The organism is Streptomyces sp. NPDC093984, assembly GCF_044764595.1.
GTDB classification, from domain to species: Bacteria; Actinomycetota; Actinomycetes; order Streptomycetales; family Streptomycetaceae; genus Streptomyces; species Streptomyces cynarae.
On the sequence record NZ_JBIWIM010000002.1, the window covers coordinates 414893 to 436345 of the forward strand.

The following is a 21453-nucleotide window of genomic DNA, read 5'->3' on the forward strand; positions in this document are numbered from 1 at the left end:
CCGCCCCGTGCCCTCATCGCGCCTTCTCCTCGGTGCCGTTCCCGTTCCGCGTCTCCTGCTCGACCAGCGGCGACGCGTCGCGCGGCAGGCGCAGTGTGAACACCGCCCCGCCCTCCGGGGAGTTCGCGGCGCTGATGCTGCCGCCGTGGATGTGCGCGTTCTCCTGCGCGATGGACAGACCGAGGCCGCTGCCCTCGGAGCGCGGGCGGGAGGCGCTCGCCTTGTAGAAGCGGTCGAAGACGTGCGGCAGGACGTCCTCGGGGATACCGGGGCCGTGGTCCCGCACCCGGATGAGCAGCTCCGCGCCCTCCTCGCGCACCGAGACCCGTACCGGCGAACCCCCGTGCTTGAGGGCGTTGCCGATCAGGTTCGCGAGGATGACATCGAGGCGGCGCGGGTCCAGGCGGGCCATGATGCCGCGCTCGGCATCCAGCTCGACGGCGTCCAGCCAGGCGCGGGCGTCGATGCACGCGGTGATCTGGTCGGCGATGTCCACGTCGTCCAGGACCAGCCGGGCCGTGCCCGCGTCGAAGCGGGTGACCTCCATCAGGTTCTCGACGAGGTCGCCCAGCCGCCGGGTCTCGCTGACCACCAGCCGCACGGCCGGCTCGATCATCGGGTCCACGCTGCCGGTCTCCGCGTCCAGCTCCTCCTCCAGCACCTCCGTGACGGCCGTGATCGCCGTCAGCGGCGTCCGGAGCTCGTGGGACATGTCGGCGACGAAGCGGCGGGAGGCCTCCTCGCGGGCGCTCATGTCCGCGACCGTCTTCTCCAGGGACTCGGCGGCGCGGTTGAACGTCCGTGACAGCTCGGCCAGTTCGTCCGTGCCGGACACCCGCAGCCGGGTGTCCAGCTTGCCCTCGCCCAGGCGCCGGGCGGCGATGCCCAGGCGGTGCACCGGCTTGAGCACGGTCGTGGCGGCGGCCTGCGCGAGCAGCGCCGAACCGATCAGCGCGAGACCGGTGGCGATACCGAGCGACCAGGCGAGCGAGTCGAGGTCCTTGGCCTCCGGCTCCAGGGACTTGAGCATGTAGCCGGTCGTGCCGCCGCCTATCACCTTGGCGCCGCCCACCAGGTACGGCTTGCCGCCCTCCACGATCCGCTGCCAGTACAGGTGGTGGGCGTACTTGTTGGTGGAGGACACCTTCTGCTGCTTGTCGACGGCCTTCCGCAGCGACGCGGGCACGTCCTCCAGCGTGAAGGAGTCCAGGTCGGAGTTGCCGACGACCGTCTTCCCGCGCTCGTCCCGCGCGATCAGCAGCACACTGAACCGCTGGCTGCTGTTCGCCATCTGGCCGGCGGTGTGCTGCAGCTCGTCCTGCGTCGGGTGCGGCGGCAGCGAACTGGCGTGGTTCTGCATCTCCTGCTGGAAGTCGCGCAGCACCGCGTCCTGGGCGCGGGTGAGCACGGCCTCACGGTTCAGCCAGTACGCGATGCCGGACGCCGACACGGCGGCGGTCAGTGCGACGAGCCCGAACACCACGACCAGGCGCAGCCGCAGACTCGTGAAGCGCAGACGGGACTGTACGGTCCTGCGAGCCGCGGCCCAGCCGCGGATTCCCCCTGGTGAATCGGTCACTGAGGGGCGTCCAGCCGGTATCCGACCCCACGGACCGTACGAATGAGCGTGGGCGAGGACGGTACGTCCTCCACCTTGGCGCGCAGCCGCTGCACACACGCGTCGACCAGCCGCGAGTCGCCCAGGTAGTCGTGCTCCCACACCAGCCGCAGCAACTGCTGGCGGGACAGCGCCTGTCCGGGCCGCCGGCTCAGCTCCAGGAGCAAACGCAGTTCGGTCGGGGTCAGCTGCAGGTCCTGGCCGTTCTTGGTGACGGTCATCGCGGCCCGGTCGATGACCAGGTTGCCGAAGGCCGCCGAATCACTGGCCTCGCGCTCCCCGCGGCGCAGCACGGCCCGGATCCGGGCGTCCAGCACCCGCCCCTGCACGGGCTTGACGACGTAGTCGTCGGCGCCGGACTCCAGCCCGACGACGACGTCGATGTCGTCGCTGCGCGCGGTCAGCAGGATGATCGGCAGCTGGTCGGTGCGCCGGATGCGCCGGCACACCTCGAACCCGTCGATGCCGGGCAGCATCACGTCCAGCACGATCAGGTCCGGCCGCTGCTCGCGCAGCAGCTTCAGACCGTCCTCGCCGGTGGCAGCGGTGGCCACACGGTGCCCCTGGCGCGTCAGAGAGAGCTCCAGGGCCGTTCGGATGGCGTCGTCGTCCTCGATCAGCAACAGGGAAGGCACGGGGGTCATTCTGGCCCATGCCGTGGCCGTGTTTCGACTGTCCGGCTGCTCCGGCCCCTCCCGCACGGCAGGGAGCCACCGCCCGCAACGCCTGCGTAGCCGTATCGCTCTTCTCTGTGAGCGGGCTGTGGCACGACTGCGGACGACCCCTGTGACAGCTCTGTGACAGTCGACGGACACGGCCATGAACTGGCCCGGGCAAGCTCTTCGGCACAGGCAAGGAAGCGAGCCGACGACCGGGACTCCACGACGGGGGGCGCGAGATGAACACGCTGCACGGCACAGCCACGAGCGCAGTGGTCACGCGTCTGCACGACGTCGCCCGGACCACGGAGAAGTCCGGTGCGGACGCAGGTCCCTCCCGCGCGAACGCGTTCGAGCGTGGGGGAGGGCGGGGGTGCGCCCGCGGCACCGGGCGTCAGCACACCGCGTTCATGACGGTGGTCGACGCTCACACGGGGGAAACACACGGGGGAGCCGCGTACGGGGAGGACTCGGGGGAGCGCCGCTCTGCGACGGAGGCGGAGTTCACCGCCTACGTCGAGGAGCGCCGCGCCTCCCTGTACGCCACCGCCTACCACCTGACCGGTGACCGCTTCGAGGCCGAGGACCTGCTGCAGAGCGCGCTGTTCTCGACCTACCGGGCGTGGGACCGGATCAGCGACAAGGCCGCCGTGGGCGGCTACCTGCGGCGCACGATGACCAACCTGCACATCAGCGCGTGGCGCCGCCGCAAGCTGAACGAGTACCCGACCGAGGAGCTGCCGGAGACGCCCGGCGACACGGACGCGATGCGCGGTACGGAGCTGCGCGCCGTCCTGTGGCAGGCGCTCGCCCGGCTGCCGGAACTCCAGCGCACCATGCTGGTCCTGCGCTACTACGAGGGCCGCACGGACCCGGAGATCGCGGAGATCCTCGACATCAGTGTGGGCACGGTGAAGTCCAGCATCTGGCGGTCGCTCCGCCGGCTGCGCGAGGACGAGGTCCTCAGCTTCGGCCGTGACCAGGAGGAGTCCTTCGGCGAGCTCGTCGCCTGAGGGACGGGGGGGACACGGGGGAGCACGGGGGAACGGGGGAGCGGTACGGGGGAACCGCGGGGGAACACGGGGGAGCACAAGAGAGCGGGACTGGAGGGCCGGGGGGTCCAACCAGTCCCGTTTCTCGTTTCTGCGCGGTCCTCAGGCGGACGGGCTACGCCGCCGTACCCACCGACGCCCGCCGTCCCGCGGCCGCCGCGGCCAGCCGGCTCAGTGCCTCGTCCCGGTCGCAGGCGTACGCGCCGAGCGCCGTCTGCCGGGCCACGATCGACCGCTCGGCGCGCATCAGCCGCCAGCCGCGGCGCAGCAGGAACGGCACCGACTTGCGGCCCTCCCTCAGGTCGCGCAGGAAGCGGCGGCGGAACGTGGTGAGGGGTCCGCGGGTCAGGCACAGCGCGTCGGCGAGCACCCCGAGCTCCCGGCAGCGCTCTATGATCTCGGCGGCGAAGACGCCCTCCGCGATGACCACCGGAGCACGGTCGACGTCCAGCGTCTCCTCGCCCGTACGCGCGCTCAGGGAGATGTCGTACACCGGCACCGTCGTACGGCCCGTGGCGCACAGTTCGGCGATGGCCGCGACCGCGACGTCCGCGTCCCACGACTGCGGATGGTCCCAGTCGATGTCCGAACTCCCCTCCACCAGGGGCAGTGTGGGGTCCTCACCCTCCTTGTAGAAGTCGTCGAGCCGCAGCACGGGCAGGCCGGAGCGGGCGGCGACGAGGGACTTGCCGGAGCCGGAGGGGCCGCACAGCAGCACGACGCGGGCGGGGGCCGGAGGATGAAGACTCACGAGACACCAGTGTGACGCATTCCGTACACCCTGCGGACCCCGCGGGTCGACGTTTGGAGCGCAGATCACACCTCAACTACGCTGCGTGGCGACATTCTCACGTTCAGCAGCAGAAGGTGGCAGCAGCCATGGCACGACACGCCTCCCCCAAGTCCCCCACCGCCCAGCGCGCGCTCGTCGCTCTCGCGACCGCGGGCGTCGCCCTGGGGGCGGGCGCCGCCTCGGCGTCCGCGGCGGACGGCGGCCCGCTGGCCGACGTGATGCGGACCCGGCCCACGTCGCTCGGCAAGGCCGACCCGCAGGCAGGGGTGTCGGCACTGACGGGAACCGTGGGGTACGTCACCGGGCCCGTGCGGTACGCCGCCGGGCCGCTCGCGGGCCTGAAGCCCAACCCGCTCGCCGGCACGGGCGTCGACCCGCTCGACAACGGCGTCGCCACCCAACTCGCCGACTTCAAGCCGCTGTCGTCCCGTTCCCTGACCCGGCCCGTGGCCGAGGCGGAGTCGCTCGGCAGTGTGCCCGTGGTCGGGCAGGTGGTCGGGGCGCTGCGCTGACCGCTTCCCGACCTGCGGCCACCGACGCAGAGCCGCGCTTTCCCCGGACGGGGGAAAAGCGCGGCTCTGCTGTCTGTGGGCGCGGGAGGTCCGCCGGTCGTCCCGCGGACCGGCGTCAGTACGACGAACCGGACGCGCCCAGCGAACCCGTCGGGTGCCAGACCGTCTTCGTCTCCAGGAAGGCCGTCATGCGCTCGATGCCGGGCGTCTCGAAGTAATCCACAGGCTGTGGACGCAGAACACGCTTCAGGTTGTCCGCCGCCGCGATCTCCAGCTCCTTCGCCAGGACGTCGTCGGCGCCGGCCAGGTCGATCGCGTTGACGTCCTGGTGCGCGGCCAGCGGCGTGGCGATCTCCGCCGTACGGCCGGACAGGATGTTCACGACACCACCCGGGACGTCGGAGGTGGCCAGCACCTCGCCCAGCGACAGGGCGGGCAGCGGGGCCTTCTCGGAGGCGACCACGATCGCCGTGTTGCCCGTGGCGATCACCGGGGCCACGACCGAGACGAGGCCGAGGAGGGACGACTTCTGCGGGGCCAGTACGGCGACCACGCCCGTCGGCTCGGGGGAGGAGAGGTTGAAGTACGGGCCCGCGACCGGGTTGGCGCCGCCGATCACCTGGGCGATCTTGTCGGTCCAGCCCGCGTACCAGACCCAGCGGTCGACGGTCGCGTCCACGACCGCGCTCGCCTTGGACTTCGACAGTCCCTCCGCGTCGGCCACTTCGCGCACGAACTGGTCCTTGCGGCCCTCCAGCATCTCCGCGACGCGGTACAGGACCTGGCCGCGGTTGTAGGCGGTCGCGCCGGACCAGCCGCCGAACGCCTTGCGCGCGGCGACCACCGCGTCACGGGCGTCCTTGCGGGAGGACAGGGGAGCGTTGGCCAGCCAGTTGCCCTTGCCCGCCGCGTCGGCGGCCGATGTCTTCGTGGTCACCTCGTACACCCGGCCGCTCTCGGAACGCGGGAACTTCCCGCCGACGTACAGCTTGTAGGTCTTGAAGACCGACAGCCGCTCGATCTTCTCGGACTTCTCAGACATCGAGGTACGCCTCCAGGCCGTGGCGGCCGCCCTCGCGGCCGAAGCCCGACTCCTTGTAGCCGCCGAACGGCGAGGTCGGGTCGAACTTGTTGAACGTGTTGGACCAGACGACACCGGCGCGCAGCTTGTTCGCGACGGCCAGGATCCGGGAGCCCTTCTCGGTCCAGATGCCCGCCGACAGGCCGTACTGCGTGTTGTTCGCCTTGGCGACGGCCTCGTCCGGCGTGCGGAAGGTGAGGACGGAGAGCACCGGGCCGAAGATCTCGTCGCGGGCGATGGTGTGGGCCTGGGTGACGTTCGTGAAGAGGGTCGGGGCGAACCAGTAGCCGCTCTCCGGGATGTCGCAGGCAGGGGACCAGCGCTCGGCGCCCTCCGCCTCGCCCTGCTCGGCGAGCGCGGTGATACGGGCCAACTGCTCGGCGGAGTTGATGGCGCCGATGTCGGTGTTCTTGTCCAGGGGATCGCCCAGGCGGAGCGTGGACAGACGGCGCTTGAGGGAGTCGAGGAGCTCGTCGTGGATCGACTCCTGGACCAGCAGGCGGGAGCCCGCGCAGCAGACCTGGCCCTGGTTGAAGAAGATGCCCGTGACGATGCCCTCGACGGCCTGGTCGATCGGTGCGTCGTCGAAGACGATGTTGGCGCCCTTGCCGCCCAGTTCGAGCGTGAGCTTCTTCTCCGTGCCCGCCACCGTGCGGGCGATCTCCTTGCCGACGGCCGTGGAACCGGTGAAGGCGACCTTGTTCACGTCCGGGTGCGCGACGAGGGCGGCGCCGGTGTCGCCGTAACCCGGGAGGATGTTGACGACACCCTTGGGCAGGCCTGCCTGGCGGCAGATGTCCGCGAAGAACAGGGCGCTCAGCGGCGTCGTCTCGGCGGGCTTCAGGACGACCGTGTTGCCGGTGGCGAGCGCCGGGGCGATCTTCCAGGCCAGCATCAGGAGCGGGAAGTTCCAGGGGATGACCTGGCCCGCGACGCCGAGGGGCTTCGGGTTCGAGCCGAAACCGGCGTACTCCAGCTTGTCGGCCCAGCCCGCGTAGTAGAAGAAGTGCGCGGCGACCAGGGGCAGGTCGGCGTCGCGGGTCTCCTTGATGGGCTTGCCGTTGTCCAGCGTCTCCAGGACGGCCAGCTCGCGGCTGCGCTCCTGGATGATGCGGGCGATGCGGAACAGGTACTTGGCGCGCTCGGAGCCGGGCAGCGCGGACCACTTCTCGAACGCCTTGCGGGCGGCCTTCACCGCTCGGTCGACGTCGGCCTCGCCGGCCTGCGCGACCTCGGACAGCACCTCTTCCGTGCTGGGCGAGATCGTCTTGAAGACCTTGCCGTCGGCCGCCTCGGTGAACTCGCCGTCGATGAACAGGCCGTAGGAGGGGGCGATGTCGACGATCGAGCGGGACTCGGGCGCCGGTGCGTACTCGAATGCGGATGCCATGGTGATCAGTCCACCGTCACGTAGTCGGGGCCGGAGTAGCGGCCGGTGGCCAGCTTCTGACGCTGCATCAGCAGATCGTTCAGCAGCGAGGAGGCGCCGAAGCGGAACCAGTGGTTGTCCAGCCAGTCCTCGCCGACGGTCTCGTTGACCAGGACGAGGAACTTGATCGCGTCCTTGCTGGTGCGGATGCCGCCGGCCGGCTTCACGCCGACCTGGACGCCGGTCTGGGCGCGGAAGTCGCGCACCGCCTCCAGCATGAGGAGGGTGTTGGCGGGCGTGGCGTTGACGGCGACCTTGCCCGTCGAGGTCTTGATGAAGTCGGCGCCCGCCAGCATGCCGAGCCAGCTCGCGCGCCGGATGTTGTCGTACGTCGACAGCTCGCCGGTCTCGAAGATGACCTTCAGACGGGCGGACGCCCCGCAGGCCTCCTTCACGGCGGTGATCTCGTCGTACACCTTCAGGTACCGGCCCGCGAGGAACGCCCCGCGGTCGATGACCATGTCGATCTCGTCGGCGCCCGCGGCGACGGCCTCGCGCACGTCGGCCAGCTTCACGTCGAGGGCGGCGCGGCCGGCCGGGAAGGCGGTGGCGACCGAGGCCACCTTCACGCCGGAGCCCGCGACGGCCTCCTTGGCGACGGCCACCATGTCGGGGTAGACGCAGACCGCCGCGGTCGTCGGGGTCGTACGGTCCGTCGGGTCGGGGTGGACCGCCTTGGCGCCGAGCGCCCGGACCTTGCCCGGGGTGTCCGCGCCTTCCAGCGTCGTCAGGTCGACCATCGAGATGGCGAGGTCGATGGCGTACGCCTTCGCGGTGGTCTTGATGGATCGGGTGCCGAGCGAGGCGGCGCGCGCCTCGAGGCCGACCGCGTCGACGCCGGGCAGCCCGTGGAGGAAGCGGCGCAGCGTACTGTCGGACGCGGTGACGTCCGACAGGGCGTGTGCTGTGGGTGCAGTGGTGGGCATGGTCACCAGCCGAGCATATCTACGCGCGTAGCGGCTGTACACCCCCGTGTGCGCATCGCAACGCTGACGCGATGCCCGGCGAGACCGCCCACGACCGCGCCGGCCCCGTCGTGCAGAATCGGGACCATGACGACGCCCGAGCACGAGTCACCAGCGCCGCAGCCGCCGGCCCCCGAGTTCAGGGACCGGGTCCACCGGTCGTCCGGAGGAATCGCGGGCGGTGTCCTGCTGCTCGTCATCGTCGCGTGGCTCGGCTTCGACGCGCTGTTCACCGGCCACGGCCGCACCCCGTGGCTGGTGCTCGCCGCGATGATCCTCGTCGTACCGCTGGTGGTCGCCTTCACCCTGCGGCCGGCCGTGTACGCCAACGACGATCGGCTGCGCATCCGCAACCCCTTCCGCGTGATCGTCCTGCCCTGGGGCCAGGTCGCCGCTCTGCGCTCGGGCTACTCGAACGAGGTCATCGCCAAGTCCGGCACCAAGTACCAGCTGTGGGCTGTGCCCGTGTCGATGCGGGCACGCAAGAGGGCGGCACGGCAGCAGGCGCGGGCCGCCGGGGCGGGGGATCCCGGGAGGGACCGGCAGTTGCGGCCTCGTCCCTTCGGCCTCGGCGCGCTGGACGCCGGCCCGGGGGGCCCCGCAGGCCCGACCGGTCCCGTCCGCGCCGGGACCGACCAGATCATGGATGACCTGCGCCGGCTGCACGAGACCCGAGAGAACGAGGAGACGGCTCAGGGCGAGGTGACGGTCCGCTGGGCCTACGAGATCGCCGGGCCGGCGGTCGCGGGAGCGGTGGTGCTGGCGATTCTGCTGGCGGTGGGCTGAGCGGAGGCCGGGGGCCGGGGTTGCTCGGGGGTTGCCTGGGGTCGTCCGGTGGTCGGGGAGTGGCTGTCGGGCCGCTCGCTTCTCTGTCAGGGTCGTGCTTGCGCGGGCCGGGTCAAGGGCGCTGCACTCCGCTGCGCTGCGTTCCGCGTCGGCTGCGCCGATCGGCCTGCGGCCGACCCTTGACCAGTCCCGCTCCAGCACGGGTGAGAAGCGAGCGAGCGGCCCGGAGGAACGGGGGGCCCGGCGGAGTTCAAGGAACCTGGTGTCTGGAATGTGCTGGGGGTTGGGCGGCGCATCAGCGTCTCGGATGCACGCCGGGTCGGCAAAGCGGCGTACGGCCGGTGGGTAGTGGGTGGGTGGGTGCGCAGAGTGCAGCACATCTGCGCTTTCTGTTGCAGTTTTCGGGCAGACACCCCGGCGGGCGGCGCCCGCCACGCGGCACGGTCTCCCATCCCCCTTGCGGGTGCGGTTGGCGTCATAGCAACCCCGGCCCCCGGCCCCGGGGCGGGCAGCCTTCCATGCGAGGTACCCGCCACCGCGGCAGCCACGGCCAGGCCGCAACCGAGCGGCCGAGGCCGGTCAGATGCCGGCCGCCGCCGACAGGTCGCGCTTGATCGACGCCAGTAGCTCGGTGGCCCTTGCCCGGGCCGCCGGGAGGTCGGCGTGCGCCGTGACCGGGACCACGACCTCCAGGTAGCACTTGAGCTTCGGCTCCGTACCGCTGGGGCGGACGATCACGCGGGCGCCGTCGAGCGTGTAGCGCAGGCCGTCCGTGGGCGGGAGCGTGTCCGTGCCCCGGGTGAGGTCCTCCGACTTCGTGATGGGCAGGCCCGCCAGCGCGGTCGGAGGCTGCTCGCGCAGGCGGCGCATCGCGGCGGCGATGAGCGACAGGTCCTGGACGCGGACCGAGAGCTGGTCGGTGGCGTGCAGGCCGTGCTCGACGGCGAGGTCGTCGAGGAGGTCCAGGAGCGTGCGGCCCTCGGACTTCAGCTGCGAGGCGAGCTCCGTGATCAGGAGCGCCGCGGTGATGCCGTCCTTGTCGCGTACGCCGTCCGGGTCCACGCAGTAGCCGAGCGCCTCCTCGTAGCCGTAGCGCAGGCCCTCGACACGGGCGATCCACTTGAAGCCGGTGAGGGTCTCCTCGTACGGCAGGCCCGCCTTCTCGGCGATGCGGCCGAGGAGGGAGGAGGAGACGATCGACTCGGCGAAGGTGCCGCGCGCGCCGCGCCGGACCAGGTGGGCCGCCAGCAGGGCGCCGACCTCGTCGCCGCGGAGCATGCGCCAGTCGGTGCCGTCCTTGACGGCGGCGGCGCAGCGGTCGGCGTCCGGGTCGTTGGCGATGACCAGGTCGGGGTCCGTCTCGCGGGCCTTGGCGAAGGCCAGGTCCATGGCGCCGGGCTCTTCCGGGTTGGGGAAGGCGACGGTCGGGAAGTCTGGGTCGGGTTCGGCCTGCTCAGCGACGAGGACCGGCTCGGGGAAGCCGGCCCGGGCGAAGGCCGCGAGGAGGACGTCCTTGCCGACGCCGTGCATCGCCGTGTAGACGGTGCGGGCGATGCGCGGGGAGTCCGCGGCGAGGACGGCGTCCGTGCGGGCGAGGTAGGCCTCGAGGACGCTGTCGTCCAGGGTGTCCCAGCCGGCTTCCGGGCGGGGGACAGCGGTGAGGGTCGTGATCGCGTCGATCTCGGCCGCGATCTCGGCGTCCGCCGGGGGCACGATCTGGGAACCGTCGCCGAGGTAGACCTTGTAGCCGTTGTCGCGCGGCGGATTGTGGCTGGCGGTGACCTCCACGCCGGCGACCGCGCCGAGGTGCCGGATGGCGAAGGCGAGGACGGGGGTGGGCAGGGGGCGGGGAAGGAGGGCCGCGCGCAGACCCGCGCCCGTCATGACGGCCGCGGTGTCCCGGGCGAAGTCGGCGGACTTGTGGCGGGCGTCGTAGCCGATGACGACGAGGCCGTCGCCGTGACCCTTGGCCTTGAGATACGCGGCGAGGCCGGCGGCGGCGCGGATGACCACCGAGCGGTTCATGCGCATCGGGCCGGCGCCGAGTTCGCCGCGCAGGCCGGCGGTGCCGAACTGGAGGGTGCCGCTGAAACGCGCGGCGAGCTCGGCGTGGTCCTCGGCGTCGATGAGCTTGGCGAGTTCGTCACGGGTGTCCGCGTCGGGGTCCTCGGCCAGCCACGCCTTGGCCCGTGCGATGAGTTCGTCGTGCACGTCGGGTCAACCTCTCGTCGTGTGGTCGGTGGCGTTGCGTATGTGTGTGGGCGGGTGTGTGTGGCGGCGGGCAGGTGCGTCGGGCGGGCAGGTGCGTCGGGCGGGCAGGTGCGTCGGGCGGGCGGGTGCGTCGGGCATTCGCTTTCCCGTCCAGTGCAGCACGGCGGCCGGGTAGGTGCGGGAGCCGGGTGCCGCGGCATGTCGGTCGGCGCCTCTCGGCCCAGGCCGGCGCAGTCAGCCTGTCTGGGGGTCTCCCCTGCCCGAAGAGCTCGGGGAGTTCGAGGACGAGGCCGAAGGCCGACCCGGGGATCCGGGGGCGGAGCCCCGAGAGGGAGGGCACCCCGTGCGACGGTGCCCTACAGCCGTTCCAGCACCTGCGCCAGCAGCGCGCCCATCCGCGTGGCGGAGTCGCGGCCCGCCTGAAGGACCTCCTCGTGGTTCAGCGGCTCGCCCGTCATACCGGCGGCGAGGTTCGTGACCAGGGAGATGCCCAGGACCTCGGCGCCCGCCTCGCGCGCGGCGATCGCCTCGAGGACCGTCGACATGCCGACCAGGTCCGCGCCGATGGTGCGGGCCATGCGGATCTCCGCCGGGGTCTCGTAGTGCGGGCCGGTGAACTGCGCGTAGACGCCCTCCTCGAGGGTGGGGTCGATCTCCTTGCACAGGGCGCGCAGGCGCGGGGAGTACAGGTCGGTGAGGTCGACGAAGTTCGCGCCGACGATCGGGGAGGTCGCGGTCAGGTTGATGTGGTCGCTGATCAGGACCGGCTGGCCCGGGCGCATCGTCTCGCGCAGGCCGCCGCAGCCGTTGGTCAGCACGACCGTCTTGGCGCCGGCGGCGACGGCGGTGCGGACGCCGTGCGCGACGGCGGCGACGCCGCGGCCCTCGTAGTAGTGCGTCCGGCCGAGGAAGACCAGGGCACGCTTGTCGCCGATCCGGTACGAGCGGATCTTGCCGCCGTGGCCCTCGACGGCCGGGGGCGGGAAGCCGGGCAGCTCGGTGACGTGGTGCTCGGCGGCGGGTGCGCCGAGGGCGTCGACGGCCGGAGCCCAGCCGGAGCCCATCACGAGGGCGACGTCGTGGGTCTCGGCGCCCGTCAGCTCGCGCAGGCGCGCGGCGGCGGCGTCGGCGGCGGCGTAGGGGTCGCCCTGGATGTCGTCCGGAAGAAGAGATGCGTTCACGCGCATGAGGGTAGCCGGTCTTTGCCTACGCGCGTAGATGACGGAGGTCACGGCAATGCGATCGTTGTCTTGCCGTTTTCGGTGAAAGGGAGGAAAACGCGGCGAAACGGGTCAGCAGGGCCGCTTGCGCAGCTCCATCACATAGTCGTGCGGCGCCCCCGCGGACTCCGCCGCGTCCGCGATCTCGCCCAGGTAGCGGGCCGAGGGGAGGCCGCCCTCGTAGGCGTTGAGGACGTACGTCCATGCCGTCTCCTCGCCGTCCAGCGTGTGGACGCGGACGCTGCGCAGCCGGCGGTAGACGTCGAGGCCCACGCCCTCCCAGCGGTCCATCGACTCCTCGTCCATCGGCGCGATGTCGTACAGCGCGACGAAGACCTGCGACAGCGGGTCCTCCACGATCGTCGCCAGGGCGCCCTCCCACCCCATGTGCTCGCCCCCGAAGGTCAGCCGCCAGCCGTTCAGCCAGCCCGTGGCGCGCAGCGGCGAATGGGGAGCGCGGCGGGTCATCAGCCGCGCGTCGAGGTTGCCGGCGTACGCGGCGTAGAGCGACATGGAGTCGAGGGTACGGCAGCGTTTCGGGCGCCTCTGCCGTAACAGAAGCATCACCGGCCGCCCCCTGGAGGAGCGCCGCCCGAAGGGTGCGGGACAATGGAGTACGTGACTCGGATCGTGATCATCGGTGGCGGACCCGGCGGATACGAAGCGGCGCTGGTGGCCGCACAACTCGGCGCGGAGGTGACCGTCGTCGACTGCGACGGTCTGGGCGGGGCGTCGGTGCTGACCGACTGCGTGCCGTCCAAGACACTCATCGCGACGGCCGAGGTGATGACCACCTTCGACTCGTCGTACGAAGAGCTCGGAATCATCGTCGCCGACGACACGCCGCCCCTGGAGCGGGCCGCTCGCGTGGTCGGGGTCGACCTCGGCAAGGTCAACCGACGGGTCAAGCGGCTCGCGCTCGCCCAGTCCCACGACATCACCGCCTCCGTCACGCGCGCCGGCGCCCGGGTCCTGCGCGGCCGCGGCCGGCTGGAGGGCATGCAGGGCCTGGACGGCTCGCGCAAGGTCGTCGTGCGCGCCGCGGACGGCAGCGAGGAGACGCTCACCGCCGACGCCGTGCTCATCGCCACCGGCGGCCACCCGCGCGAGCTGCCCGACGCGCAGCCCGACGGCGAGCGGATCCTGAACTGGACCCAGGTCTACGACCTCGACGAGCTGCCCGAAGAGCTGATCGTCGTCGGGTCCGGTGTCACCGGTGCCGAGTTCGCCGGCGCCTACCAGGCCCTCGGGTCCAAGGTCACCCTCGTCTCCTCGCGCGACCGTGTGCTGCCGGGCGAGGACCCCGACGCCGCCGCCGTCCTGGAGGAGGTCTTCCGGCGCCGCGGCATGAACGTCATGGCCCGTTCCCGTGCGCAGTCCGCCAAGCGCGTGGGCGACCGGGTCGAGGTCACCCTCTCCGACGGCCGCGTGATCACCGGCTCGCACTGCCTGATGGCCGTCGGCGCCATACCCAACAGCAGCGGGATGGGCCTGGAGGAAGCCGGGGTCAAGCTGCGCGAGTCCGGGCACATCTGGACGGACAAGGTCTCCCGGACGACGGCTCCGGGCGTGTACGCGGCCGGTGACGTGACCGGTGTCTTCGCGCTGGCGTCCGTGGCCGCGATGCAGGGACGTATCGCCATGTACCACTTCCTGGGCGACGCGGTGGCCCCGCTCAACCTGAAGACCGTCTCCTCGAACGTCTTCACGGACCCCGAGATCGCCACCGTCGGCTACACGCAGGCCGACGTGGACGCGGGCAAGATCGACGCCCGCGTCGTCAAGCTGCCGCTGCTGCGCAACCCGCGCGCGAAGATGCAGGGCATCCGCGACGGCTTCGTGAAGATCTTCTGCCGCCCGGGCACGGGGATCGTCGTCGGCGGTGTCGTGGTCGCGCCGCGCGCCTCGGAACTGATCCATCCCATCTCGATCGCGGTCGACAACAATCTGACGGTCGAACAGATCGCGAACGCCTTCACCGTGTACCCGTCCTTGTCGGGCTCGATCGCCGAGGTGGCACGGCAGCTGCACACCCGGAAGACATCGGGCGAAGGCTGACGGCCCGGGCGCCCGCTTTCCGGCCGACCCGCAGGTCAGGCGGCTGGTCACGGCGGGCGGCCGACGATGCGCGCGGCAGGGGCGGCCCGGATGGGCATGGGTCGGGCGCCTATACCACTTTCCGTCCTGCCGTGCGAACAACTTCTGTTATTCGGCGCAAACTGCTGAAAGCAGACGGTCGTTGGGGTTACTGTCAGTTTCGTGTTCGCTGCAGAACGTCGCCAACTGATCCTCGAAATGGTGCGGGCCAACGGGGCAGTGTCGCTCCGTGAGCTCGCCCGCGTCGTCCAGACCTCCGAAGTGACCGTACGGCGGGACGTGCGCGCACTGGAGGCCGAAGGACTCCTCGACCGCCGGCACGGCGGTGCGGTCCTGCCGGGCGGGTTCACCCGGGAGTCCGGCTTCCCGCAGAAGTCCCACCTCGCGACCGCCGAGAAGACGGCCATCGCCGACCTCGCCGCGAGCTTCGTCGAAGAGGGCGAGGCCATCGTCGTCGGAGCGGGTACGACCACGCAGGAGCTGGCCCGCCGGCTCGCGCGGGTGCCCGGGCTGACCGTCGTCACCAACTCGCTCCTGGTCGCCCAGGCGCTGGCGCACGCCAACCGCGTCGAGGTGGTCATGACCGGCGGCACCCTGCGCGGCTCGAACTACGCCCTTGTCGGCAGCGGCGCGGAGCAGTCCCTCCAGGGTCTCAGGGTCTCCAAGGCATTCCTGTCCGGGAGCGGACTCACCGCCGAGCGCGGCCTGTCCACGTCGAACATGCTGTCCGCGTCCGTGGACCGGGCGCTGGTCCAGGCGGCGGCCGAGGTGGTCGTGCTCGCCGACCACACCAAGCTGGGCGCGGACACGATGTTCCAGACCGTGCCGACGGACGTCATCACCCGACTGGTGACGGACGAGCCCCCGGCGCACGACGACCGCGCGGCGACGGAGCTGCAGGCGCTGGCCGACCAGGGTGTGCAGATCGCGGTCGCCGGGGCCTCGGCCGCGGATCCGGTCCCGGCGGGCGGCCGGCAACGTCGGGACGTGCCCCTCCCCGGGCCCCGTCGCGGCCAGGCCCCCGGGCCACAGCTCCGCAGTGCCACGGCCCTCGGCGAGCACTCCTCCGGAGAGCGCGCCCGGGTGGCGGACCTGCGCCGCCGCTGACACACGGTCGCAGGCGTTCGGCCCCGCCGGGGCCACGATCCGGGTGGCCGGCGCCGAACGGCGCCCGCCCCGCCCGACTCCTCGTCCGTCGGACGACTCGGCTCACGGACAGCCGTCAGGCAAGCAGGCGCCCGGCGGGTCCGGTCCTTCCGGTCCGCCGGGCGTTGTGCCGTCCGTGTCGGTCAGAGCGTGCCGTCAGTCCTTGATCTCGCAGATCGCGGCACCGGAGGTGATGGAGGCACCGACCTCCGCGCTCAGACCCTTGATGGTGCCCGCCTTGTGCGCGTTCAGCGGCTGCTCCATCTTCATGGCCTCCAGGACGACGACCAGGTCGCCTTCCTTGACCTCCTGGCCCTCCTCGACCGCGACCTTCACGATCGTGCCCTGCATCGGCGAGGCGAGGGTGTCACCCGAGGCCACGGGCCCCGACTTGCGGGCCGCGCGCCGCTTCGGCTTCGCGCCGGCCGCCAGGCCCGTGCGGGCCAGGGACATGCCCAGGGACGACGGGAGGGAGACCTCCAGGCGCTTGCCGCCGACCTCGACGACGACCGTCTCGCGGCCCGGCTCCTCCTCGGCCTCCGCCTCGGCGGGGGCGGTGAAGGGCTTGATGTCGTTGACGAACTCGGTCTCGATCCAGCGGGTGTGGACCGTGAACGGGCCGTCCTGCCCGTGCACCTCCGGAGCGAACGCGGGGTCGGTGACCACCTTGCGGTGGAACGGGATCGCCGTGGCCATGCCCTCGACCTGGAACTCCTCCAGCGCGCGGGCGGCCCGCTGCAGGGCCTCCTTGCGGGTGCGGCCGGTCACGATGAGCTTGGCCAGCAGCGAGTCCCACGCCGGGCCGATCACCGATCCCGACTCCACGCCCGCGTCCAGGCGCACGCCGGGGCCGGACGGCGGGGCGAACGTCGTCACGGTGCCGGGGGCCGGGAGGAAGTTGCGGCCGGGGTCCTCGCCGTTGATGCGGAACTCGAAGGAGTGGCCGCGCAGTTCGGGGTCGCCGTAACCGAGCGGCTCGCCGTCGGCGATGCGGAACATCTCGCGGACCAGGTCGATCCCGGCGACCTCCTCGGTGACCGGGTGCTCGACCTGCAGACGGGTGTTGACCTCGAGGAAGGAGATGGTGCCGTCCTGGCCGACCAGGAACTCGCAGGTGCCCGCGCCCTCGTAGCCGGCCTCCTTCAGGATGGCCTTCGAGGCGCGGTACAGCTCGGCGACCTGCTCCTCGTTCAGGAACGGCGCCGGGGCCTCCTCGACCAGCTTCTGGTGCCGGCGCTGCAGCGAGCAGTCACGGGTGGAGACGACGACCACGTTGCCGTGCTTGTCGGCCAGGCACTGGGTCTCCACGTGCCGCGGCCGGTCCAGGTAGCGCTCGACGAAGCACTCGCCGCGGCCGAACGCGGCCACCGCCTCGCGCACCGCCGACTCATACAGCTCGGGGACCTCTTCCAGGGTGCGGGCGACCTTCAGGCCGCGTCCGCCACCGCCGAAGGCGGCCTTGATGGCGATCGGCAGCCCGTGCTCCTCGGCGAAGGCGACGACCTCCTCGGCCCCGGAGACGGGGTCGGGGGTGCCGGCGACCAGCGGGGCGCCGGCGCGCTGGGCGATGTGGCGGGCGGCGACCTTGTCGCCCAGGTCGCGGATGGCCTGCGGCGGCGGGCCGATCCAGATCAGCCCGGCGTCGAGCACCGCCTGGGCGAAGTCCGCGTTCTCGGAGAGGAAGCCGTAGCCGGGGTGGACGGCGTCCGCGCCGGAGTCCTTGGCGGCCTGCAGGACCTTGTCGATGTCCAGGTAGCTGGTGGCCGGGGTGTCACCGCCCAGGGCGAACGCCTCGTCCGCGGCGCGGACGTGCACGGCGTCCCGGTCCGGATCGGCGTACACGGCCACGCTGGCGATCCCGGCGTCCCGGCAGGCCCGGGCGACGCGGACAGCGATTTCGCCACGGTTGGCGATCAACACCTTGCGCACGTTGGCTCCCTCTCCTTGAAACAAGCCGAGTTTAGGGACTGCCGACACGACGTTTCGACCCATCCCCAGTGGTGAGCTTGCCCACACGGAGCGTGAAACGAGGCTCACTCAACCTGCGAAGTCCCTTGTCGCACCGCCGCACATGGGAATCCACCGGAAAACCCTAGCCCTCCGACGTGGCGAAGGTCTCTATGAAGTAGTCCCGCCGCCCGTCGTGTTTCTTTGTGGAGTCCCTACTAATGGCCCAACGAATCTTTGCTCCTGCCGGACCTCTTGTCCGAAGGTTTACCCGTTAGTAGCGTTCGCGATGCTGAAGGAAACCCCAGGGCACTCGAAGGTGGGTGGAGGCCGGTGGTCCGCAGACCGGTGGCATGGGTCGTGGCGATCGTCCTCTTCGTGGAGGCGTTCGGTGTCGCGCTGCTGAACTGGTTCCTCGGAGTGGTCGTCGACCGGCAGAACATGTCCATGGCCGGCGTCGATCCGCACGCCATGTCCGTGTCGTCGAAGGCTGCCGGTGTCGTCTTCGGGCTCTACTTCGCGGTGTGCGGGCTGGCCGCCCTGCTGGTCGCCGTGCGCGACCGAGCGCCGTCCGGCGTCTGGCGCATCCTGCTGATCAGCGCCGCGGTGGTGCACGGCCTGCTCGGGGCGTTCGTGGTGGGCCTGGTCGGCTGGGGCGCGTTCGGGTTCATGATGCTGGTGCTCGCACTGATCGTGCTCACCCTGATGACGTACGACCGCCCTGGAGCCGCGTCGGCCGGTGCGCCGCCCGCCGGCGGCGGCCCGGAGGACGGCGACAGGGCCGCGCGGCAGGCCCCGGAGCCCGCCGAGTCCCCGGAGCGGGCCGGGCCTCTGGAGGACGGCGGCCCCGCGCCCGTCACCCCCTGAACGTCGCCGGGCCCTGTCGTCACGACAGAGCCCGGGCTTGCCTCGCTCACCGCTCCCGCGGTGCCCACAACTCCGTGATGCCCACGCCCAGTTCGGCCAGCAGCCGGCGGATGAGGGGCAGCGAGATGCCGATGACGTTGCCGTGGTCGCCGTCGATGCCGTCGATGAAGGGCGCCGAGCGGCCGTCGAGCGTGAACGCTCCGGCGACGTGGAGAGGCTCGCCGGAGGCCACGTAGGCGGCGATCTCCTCGTCCGTCGGCTCACCGAAGCGGACCACGGTGGACGCGGTGGCGGACGCGTACCGCCCGCTGACCGTGTCGTAGACGCAGTGGCCGGTCTGGAGCGTGCCCGCCCGGCCGCGCATCGACTTCCAGCGGGCCGTCGCCTCCTCGGCGTCCGAGGGTTTGCCGAGGGCCTCGCCGTCCAGGTCGAGCACGGAGTCGCAGCCGATCACCAGGGCGCCCTTGACTTCGGGCTTCGCCGCCACGACGGAGGCCTTGGCCTCGGCGAGCGCGAGCGCGAGTTCGGCGGGGGTCGGGGCGGTGACGGCGTCCTCGTCGACCCCGCTGACGATCACCTCGGGGTCGAGCCCGGCCTGTCGGAGCAGTCCGAGCCGAGCGGGGGACTGGGAGGCGAGAACGAGACGGCGGCGCGGCTGATCGGTCATGCGCTCAGCGTATAGGCGGCCCTCATCTGGTGCCGATGATGATCATCGCCAGCACCATGGCCAGCGCCATGAGGACCCCCAGCCGCCTCAACATCTCCTGTGTCTCGCGGAGTTCCTCGGGCGGCTCGTTCTCGGGGTCGGACCACAGCATGCCTTCCATCGTCCGGCGGCCAGCCGCGGCGGCGCCTGAGTACCCGTACTCAACTTCTGGCGCCGACCGCCGGGCCAGGCCGTCTGGCCGCCCGACTTCCGACTGCCGACTGCCGACGGCACACGGCTTCGGCGGTCACCTGCACCGGACGACGCGGGGTGCTGGTGACGGCCGAAGCCGTCGCGAAGGTGCCGGACGTGCCGAAGCCGTCGCGAAGGCCGGACGTGCCTGGGCCGTCGCGGACGTGCCGGACGTCGGAAGCCGTCGCGGACGTGCCGGGTGTGCGCGCCCACTCGGGCCGCCGCCGCGGCGAGGCGGGCGGTGGCCCAGACGCCCCGGACGTGGCCGAGGGGCCGCGGGTCAGCCGGGCCAGTAGGTCCGGGCCCAGGCCGTCGGGCCCGGCTGGGGGACGCGGTGGGTGGCGACACGGGCCGGGTCGGCCCAGGAGTCCCGCTGCGCCGCGCCGGACGGCGTGGCGGCCGCCGCCGCGGCGCGGACGCGGACCACCGCCAGGGCGGCGGCCAGCTCCTCCGGGGTCGGATTGCCCCGTATGACCTTGATGTTCATGACGGCTCCCAAGGGTCCCGCGGGTTACAGAGGGATGTTGCCGTGCTTCTTCGGGGGAAGGGATTCCCGCTTCGTGCGCAGCTGACGCAGGCCGCGGACGATGTGGCGGCGGGTGTCCGACGGCATGACCACCGCGTCGATGTAACCGCGCTCGGCCGCGACGTACGGGTTGAGGAGCGTGTCCTCGTACTCCTGGATCAGCCGCGCCCGGGTCGCCTCCGGGTCGTCGGCCTCGCCGATCGTGCGCCGGTGCAGGATGTTGACCGCGCCCTGCGCGCCCATGACGGCGATCTGGGCGGTCGGCCAGGCGAGGTTGAGGTCGGCGCCCAGGTGCTTGGAGCCCATGACGTCGTAGGCCCCGCCGAACGCCTTGCGGGTGATCACCGTGATCAGCGGGACGGTGGCCTCGGCGTAGGCGAAGATCAGCTTGGCGCCGCGGCGGATGATGCCCTCGTGCTCCTGGCCGACGCCGGGCAGGAAGCCGGGCACGTCGACGAAGGTGATGACCGGGACGTTGAAGGCGTCGCACGTCCGCACGAAACGGGCGGCCTTCTCGCTGGCGTCGATGTCCAGGCAGCCGGCGAACTGCATCGGCTGGTTGGCGACGATGCCCACCGGGCGGCCCTCGACCCGGCCGAAGCCGGTGAGGATGTTCGGCGCGAACAGCGGCTGCGTCTCGAAGAACTCGCCGTCGTCCAGGACGTGCTCGATCACCGTGTGCATGTCGTACGGCTGGTTCGCGCTGTCCGGCACCAGCGTGTCCAGCTCGCGGTCCTCCTCGGTGACGGTGAGGTCCGCCTCCTCCGGGTAGGCCGGGGGCTCGCTGAGGTTGTTCGACGGCAGGTACGACAGCAGCTGCTTGACGTACTCGATCGCGTCCTTCTCGTCCCCGGCCATGTGGTGGGCCACGCCGGAGGTGGAGTTGTGGGTGCGGGCGCCGCCCAGCTCCTCGAAGCCGACGTCCTCGCCGGTGACCGTCTTGATGACGTCCGGGCCGGTGATGAACATGTGCGAGGTCTGGTCGACCATGATCGTGAAGTCGGTGATGGCCGGCGAGTAGACGGCACCGCCCGCGCACGGACCCACGACGAGTGAGATCTGCGGGATGACACCGGAGGCGTGCGTGTTGCGCCGGAAGATCTCCCCGTACGCGCCGAGCGAGGCGACGCCTTCCTGGATCCGGGCGCCACCGGAGTCGTTGATGCCGATGACCGGACAGCCGGTCTTCAGGGCGAAGTCCATCACCTTGACGATCTTCTGCCCGTAGACCTCGCCCAGCGCCCCGCCGAAGACCGTGAAGTCCTGGGAGAAGACCGCGACCGGGCGGCCGTCCACGGTCCCGTAGCCGGTGACGACACCGTCTCCGTACGGGCGGTTCTTCTCGAGCCCGAAGTTGGTGGAGCGGTGCCGGGCGAACTCGTCGAGCTCGACGAACGAGTCCTCGTCGAGCAGAAGTTCGATGCGCTCACGGGCCGTCAGCTTGCCCTTCGCGTGCTGTTTCTCGACCGCGCGCTCCGAGCCGGCGTGCGTCGCCTCCTGTACGCGGCGCTGCAGGTCCGCGAGCTTTCCCGCGGTCGTGTGAATGTCGATCTCTTCCGGCTCGGACATCGGGATGCGGCTCCCTGCCTGCTCAAGTGGGGACGTGAGGGTGAGGTGCTACCTGTAGGTGCTGTAAGTGCTCAGAA

Annotated in this window: 20 protein-coding genes; 6 read left to right on the forward strand and 14 right to left on the reverse strand. The window is 71.5% G+C overall.

The annotated features are described in order from the left end of the window. Positions 1 to 13 precede the first annotated feature (13 nt). Positions 14 to 1579, reverse strand: a complete 1566-nt coding sequence (locus ACIRC0_RS09735; RefSeq protein ID WP_403613597.1) for an ATP-binding protein — start codon at positions 1577 to 1579, stop codon at positions 14 to 16. After that, the gene (gene afsQ1 / locus ACIRC0_RS09740) at positions 1576 to 2253 is read right to left on the reverse strand and encodes a two-component system response regulator AfsQ1 (RefSeq protein ID WP_103837555.1); all 678 of its coding nucleotides are present in this window, start codon (positions 2251 to 2253) and stop codon (positions 1576 to 1578) included. Before afsQ1 ends, ACIRC0_RS09735 begins: the two co-directional genes overlap by 4 nt. A 263-nt stretch (positions 2254 to 2516) precedes the next feature. Here afsQ1 and ACIRC0_RS09745 point away from each other — a divergent pair, with 263 nt between their 5' ends. Further along, a complete protein-coding gene (locus ACIRC0_RS09745) occupies positions 2517 to 3290 on the forward strand; it encodes a SigE family RNA polymerase sigma factor (protein ID WP_403613601.1) in 774 nt (257 codons plus the stop codon). A gap of 154 nt (positions 3291 to 3444) precedes the next feature. Here ACIRC0_RS09745 and ACIRC0_RS09750 read toward each other — a convergent pair whose 3' ends face one another. Beyond that, positions 3445 to 4080, reverse strand: coding sequence for a uridine kinase (locus tag ACIRC0_RS09750; RefSeq protein ID WP_403613604.1), 636 nt, complete (start codon positions 4078 to 4080; stop codon positions 3445 to 3447). Positions 4081 to 4208: 128 nt separating this feature from the next. Between ACIRC0_RS09750 and ACIRC0_RS09755 the strand changes: the two genes are divergently transcribed. Then, the gene (locus ACIRC0_RS09755) at positions 4209 to 4634 is read left to right on the forward strand and encodes a hypothetical protein (RefSeq protein WP_403613606.1); all 426 of its coding nucleotides are present in this window, start codon (positions 4209 to 4211) and stop codon (positions 4632 to 4634) included. A gap of 115 nt (positions 4635 to 4749) precedes the next feature. Here the strand turns inward: ACIRC0_RS09755 and ACIRC0_RS09760 are convergent, their stop codons facing one another. From ACIRC0_RS09760 to deoC, 3 genes are read right to left on the reverse strand one after another with little or no spacing between them, the layout of a single operon-like run. After that, positions 4750 to 5676: an aldehyde dehydrogenase family protein gene (locus ACIRC0_RS09760; protein ID WP_403613609.1), complete on the reverse strand. Its 927-nt coding sequence runs from the start codon at positions 5674 to 5676 to the stop codon at positions 4750 to 4752. Beyond that, entirely contained in the window at positions 5669 to 7105 is a 1437-nt protein-coding gene (locus tag ACIRC0_RS09765) for an aldehyde dehydrogenase family protein (RefSeq protein WP_403613611.1), read from the reverse strand. The genes ACIRC0_RS09760 and ACIRC0_RS09765 overlap by 8 nt, the downstream gene beginning before the upstream one ends. 5 nt (positions 7106 to 7110) lie before the next feature. Then, positions 7111 to 8070, reverse strand: coding sequence for a deoxyribose-phosphate aldolase (gene deoC / locus ACIRC0_RS09770; RefSeq protein ID WP_403614697.1), 960 nt, complete (start codon positions 8068 to 8070; stop codon positions 7111 to 7113). 126 nt (positions 8071 to 8196) lie between these two features. Here deoC and ACIRC0_RS09775 point away from each other — a divergent pair, with 126 nt between their 5' ends. Beyond that, positions 8197 to 8895, forward strand: coding sequence for a PH domain-containing protein (locus ACIRC0_RS09775; protein WP_403613614.1), 699 nt, complete (start codon positions 8197 to 8199; stop codon positions 8893 to 8895). Between the two features lie 579 nt (positions 8896 to 9474). Here the strand turns inward: ACIRC0_RS09775 and ACIRC0_RS09780 are convergent. The 3 genes from ACIRC0_RS09780 to ACIRC0_RS09790 form a co-directional block, all read right to left on the reverse strand. Further along, positions 9475 to 11106: a phospho-sugar mutase gene (locus tag ACIRC0_RS09780; protein ID WP_403613616.1), complete on the reverse strand. Its 1632-nt coding sequence runs from the start codon at positions 11104 to 11106 to the stop codon at positions 9475 to 9477. A gap of 356 nt (positions 11107 to 11462) precedes the next feature. Beyond that, on the reverse strand, positions 11463 to 12287 hold the full coding sequence (locus ACIRC0_RS09785; protein WP_200418981.1) for a purine-nucleoside phosphorylase: 825 nt from the start codon (positions 12285 to 12287) through the stop codon (positions 11463 to 11465). 111 nt (positions 12288 to 12398) lie between these two features. Then, the gene (locus tag ACIRC0_RS09790) at positions 12399 to 12839 is read right to left on the reverse strand and encodes a gamma-glutamylcyclotransferase (RefSeq protein ID WP_103837389.1); all 441 of its coding nucleotides are present in this window, start codon (positions 12837 to 12839) and stop codon (positions 12399 to 12401) included. Positions 12840 to 12935: 96 nt separating this feature from the next. On the opposite strand from ACIRC0_RS09790, the gene ACIRC0_RS09795 reads away from it, so the two are divergent. Both ACIRC0_RS09795 and ACIRC0_RS09800 read left to right on the forward strand, forming a co-directional pair. Continuing rightward, positions 12936 to 14384, forward strand: coding sequence for an NAD(P)H-quinone dehydrogenase (locus ACIRC0_RS09795; RefSeq protein ID WP_403613619.1), 1449 nt, complete (start codon positions 12936 to 12938; stop codon positions 14382 to 14384). A gap of 201 nt (positions 14385 to 14585) precedes the next feature. Continuing rightward, on the forward strand, positions 14586 to 15530 hold the full coding sequence (locus ACIRC0_RS09800; RefSeq protein WP_403613622.1) for a DeoR/GlpR family DNA-binding transcription regulator: 945 nt from the start codon (positions 14586 to 14588) through the stop codon (positions 15528 to 15530). A gap of 195 nt (positions 15531 to 15725) precedes the next feature. Here ACIRC0_RS09800 and ACIRC0_RS09805 read toward each other — a convergent pair whose 3' ends face one another. Further along, positions 15726 to 17498, reverse strand: coding sequence for an acetyl/propionyl/methylcrotonyl-CoA carboxylase subunit alpha (locus ACIRC0_RS09805; RefSeq protein WP_403613624.1), 1773 nt, complete (start codon positions 17496 to 17498; stop codon positions 15726 to 15728). Positions 17499 to 17849: 351 nt separating this feature from the next. On the opposite strand from ACIRC0_RS09805, the gene ACIRC0_RS09810 reads away from it, so the two are divergent. Beyond that, a complete protein-coding gene (locus ACIRC0_RS09810; protein ID WP_403613627.1) occupies positions 17850 to 18383 on the forward strand; it encodes a hypothetical protein in 534 nt (177 codons plus the stop codon). A gap of 46 nt (positions 18384 to 18429) precedes the next feature. On the opposite strand, the gene ACIRC0_RS09815 is transcribed toward ACIRC0_RS09810, so the two are convergent. The 4 genes from ACIRC0_RS09815 to ACIRC0_RS09830 all read right to left on the reverse strand — a co-directional run bounded on the left by ACIRC0_RS09815 (position 18430) and on the right by ACIRC0_RS09830 (position 21376). Continuing rightward, positions 18430 to 19050 (reverse strand): nucleoside triphosphate pyrophosphatase, encoded by a 621-nt coding sequence (locus ACIRC0_RS09815; protein ID WP_103840055.1) that lies wholly within the window; start codon positions 19048 to 19050, stop codon positions 18430 to 18432. Positions 19051 to 19072: 22 nt separating this feature from the next. Next, on the reverse strand, positions 19073 to 19201 hold the full coding sequence (gene mmpB, locus ACIRC0_RS09820; RefSeq protein ID WP_258053440.1) for a morphogenic membrane protein MmpB: 129 nt from the start codon (positions 19199 to 19201) through the stop codon (positions 19073 to 19075). Between the two features lie 360 nt (positions 19202 to 19561). Continuing rightward, a complete protein-coding gene (locus ACIRC0_RS09825) occupies positions 19562 to 19768 on the reverse strand; it encodes an acyl-CoA carboxylase epsilon subunit (protein ID WP_403613631.1) in 207 nt (68 codons plus the stop codon). A 24-nt stretch (positions 19769 to 19792) separates the two neighbouring features. After that, on the reverse strand, positions 19793 to 21376 hold the full coding sequence (locus tag ACIRC0_RS09830; RefSeq protein WP_403613633.1) for an acyl-CoA carboxylase subunit beta: 1584 nt from the start codon (positions 21374 to 21376) through the stop codon (positions 19793 to 19795). Positions 21377 to 21453 lie beyond the last annotated feature (77 nt).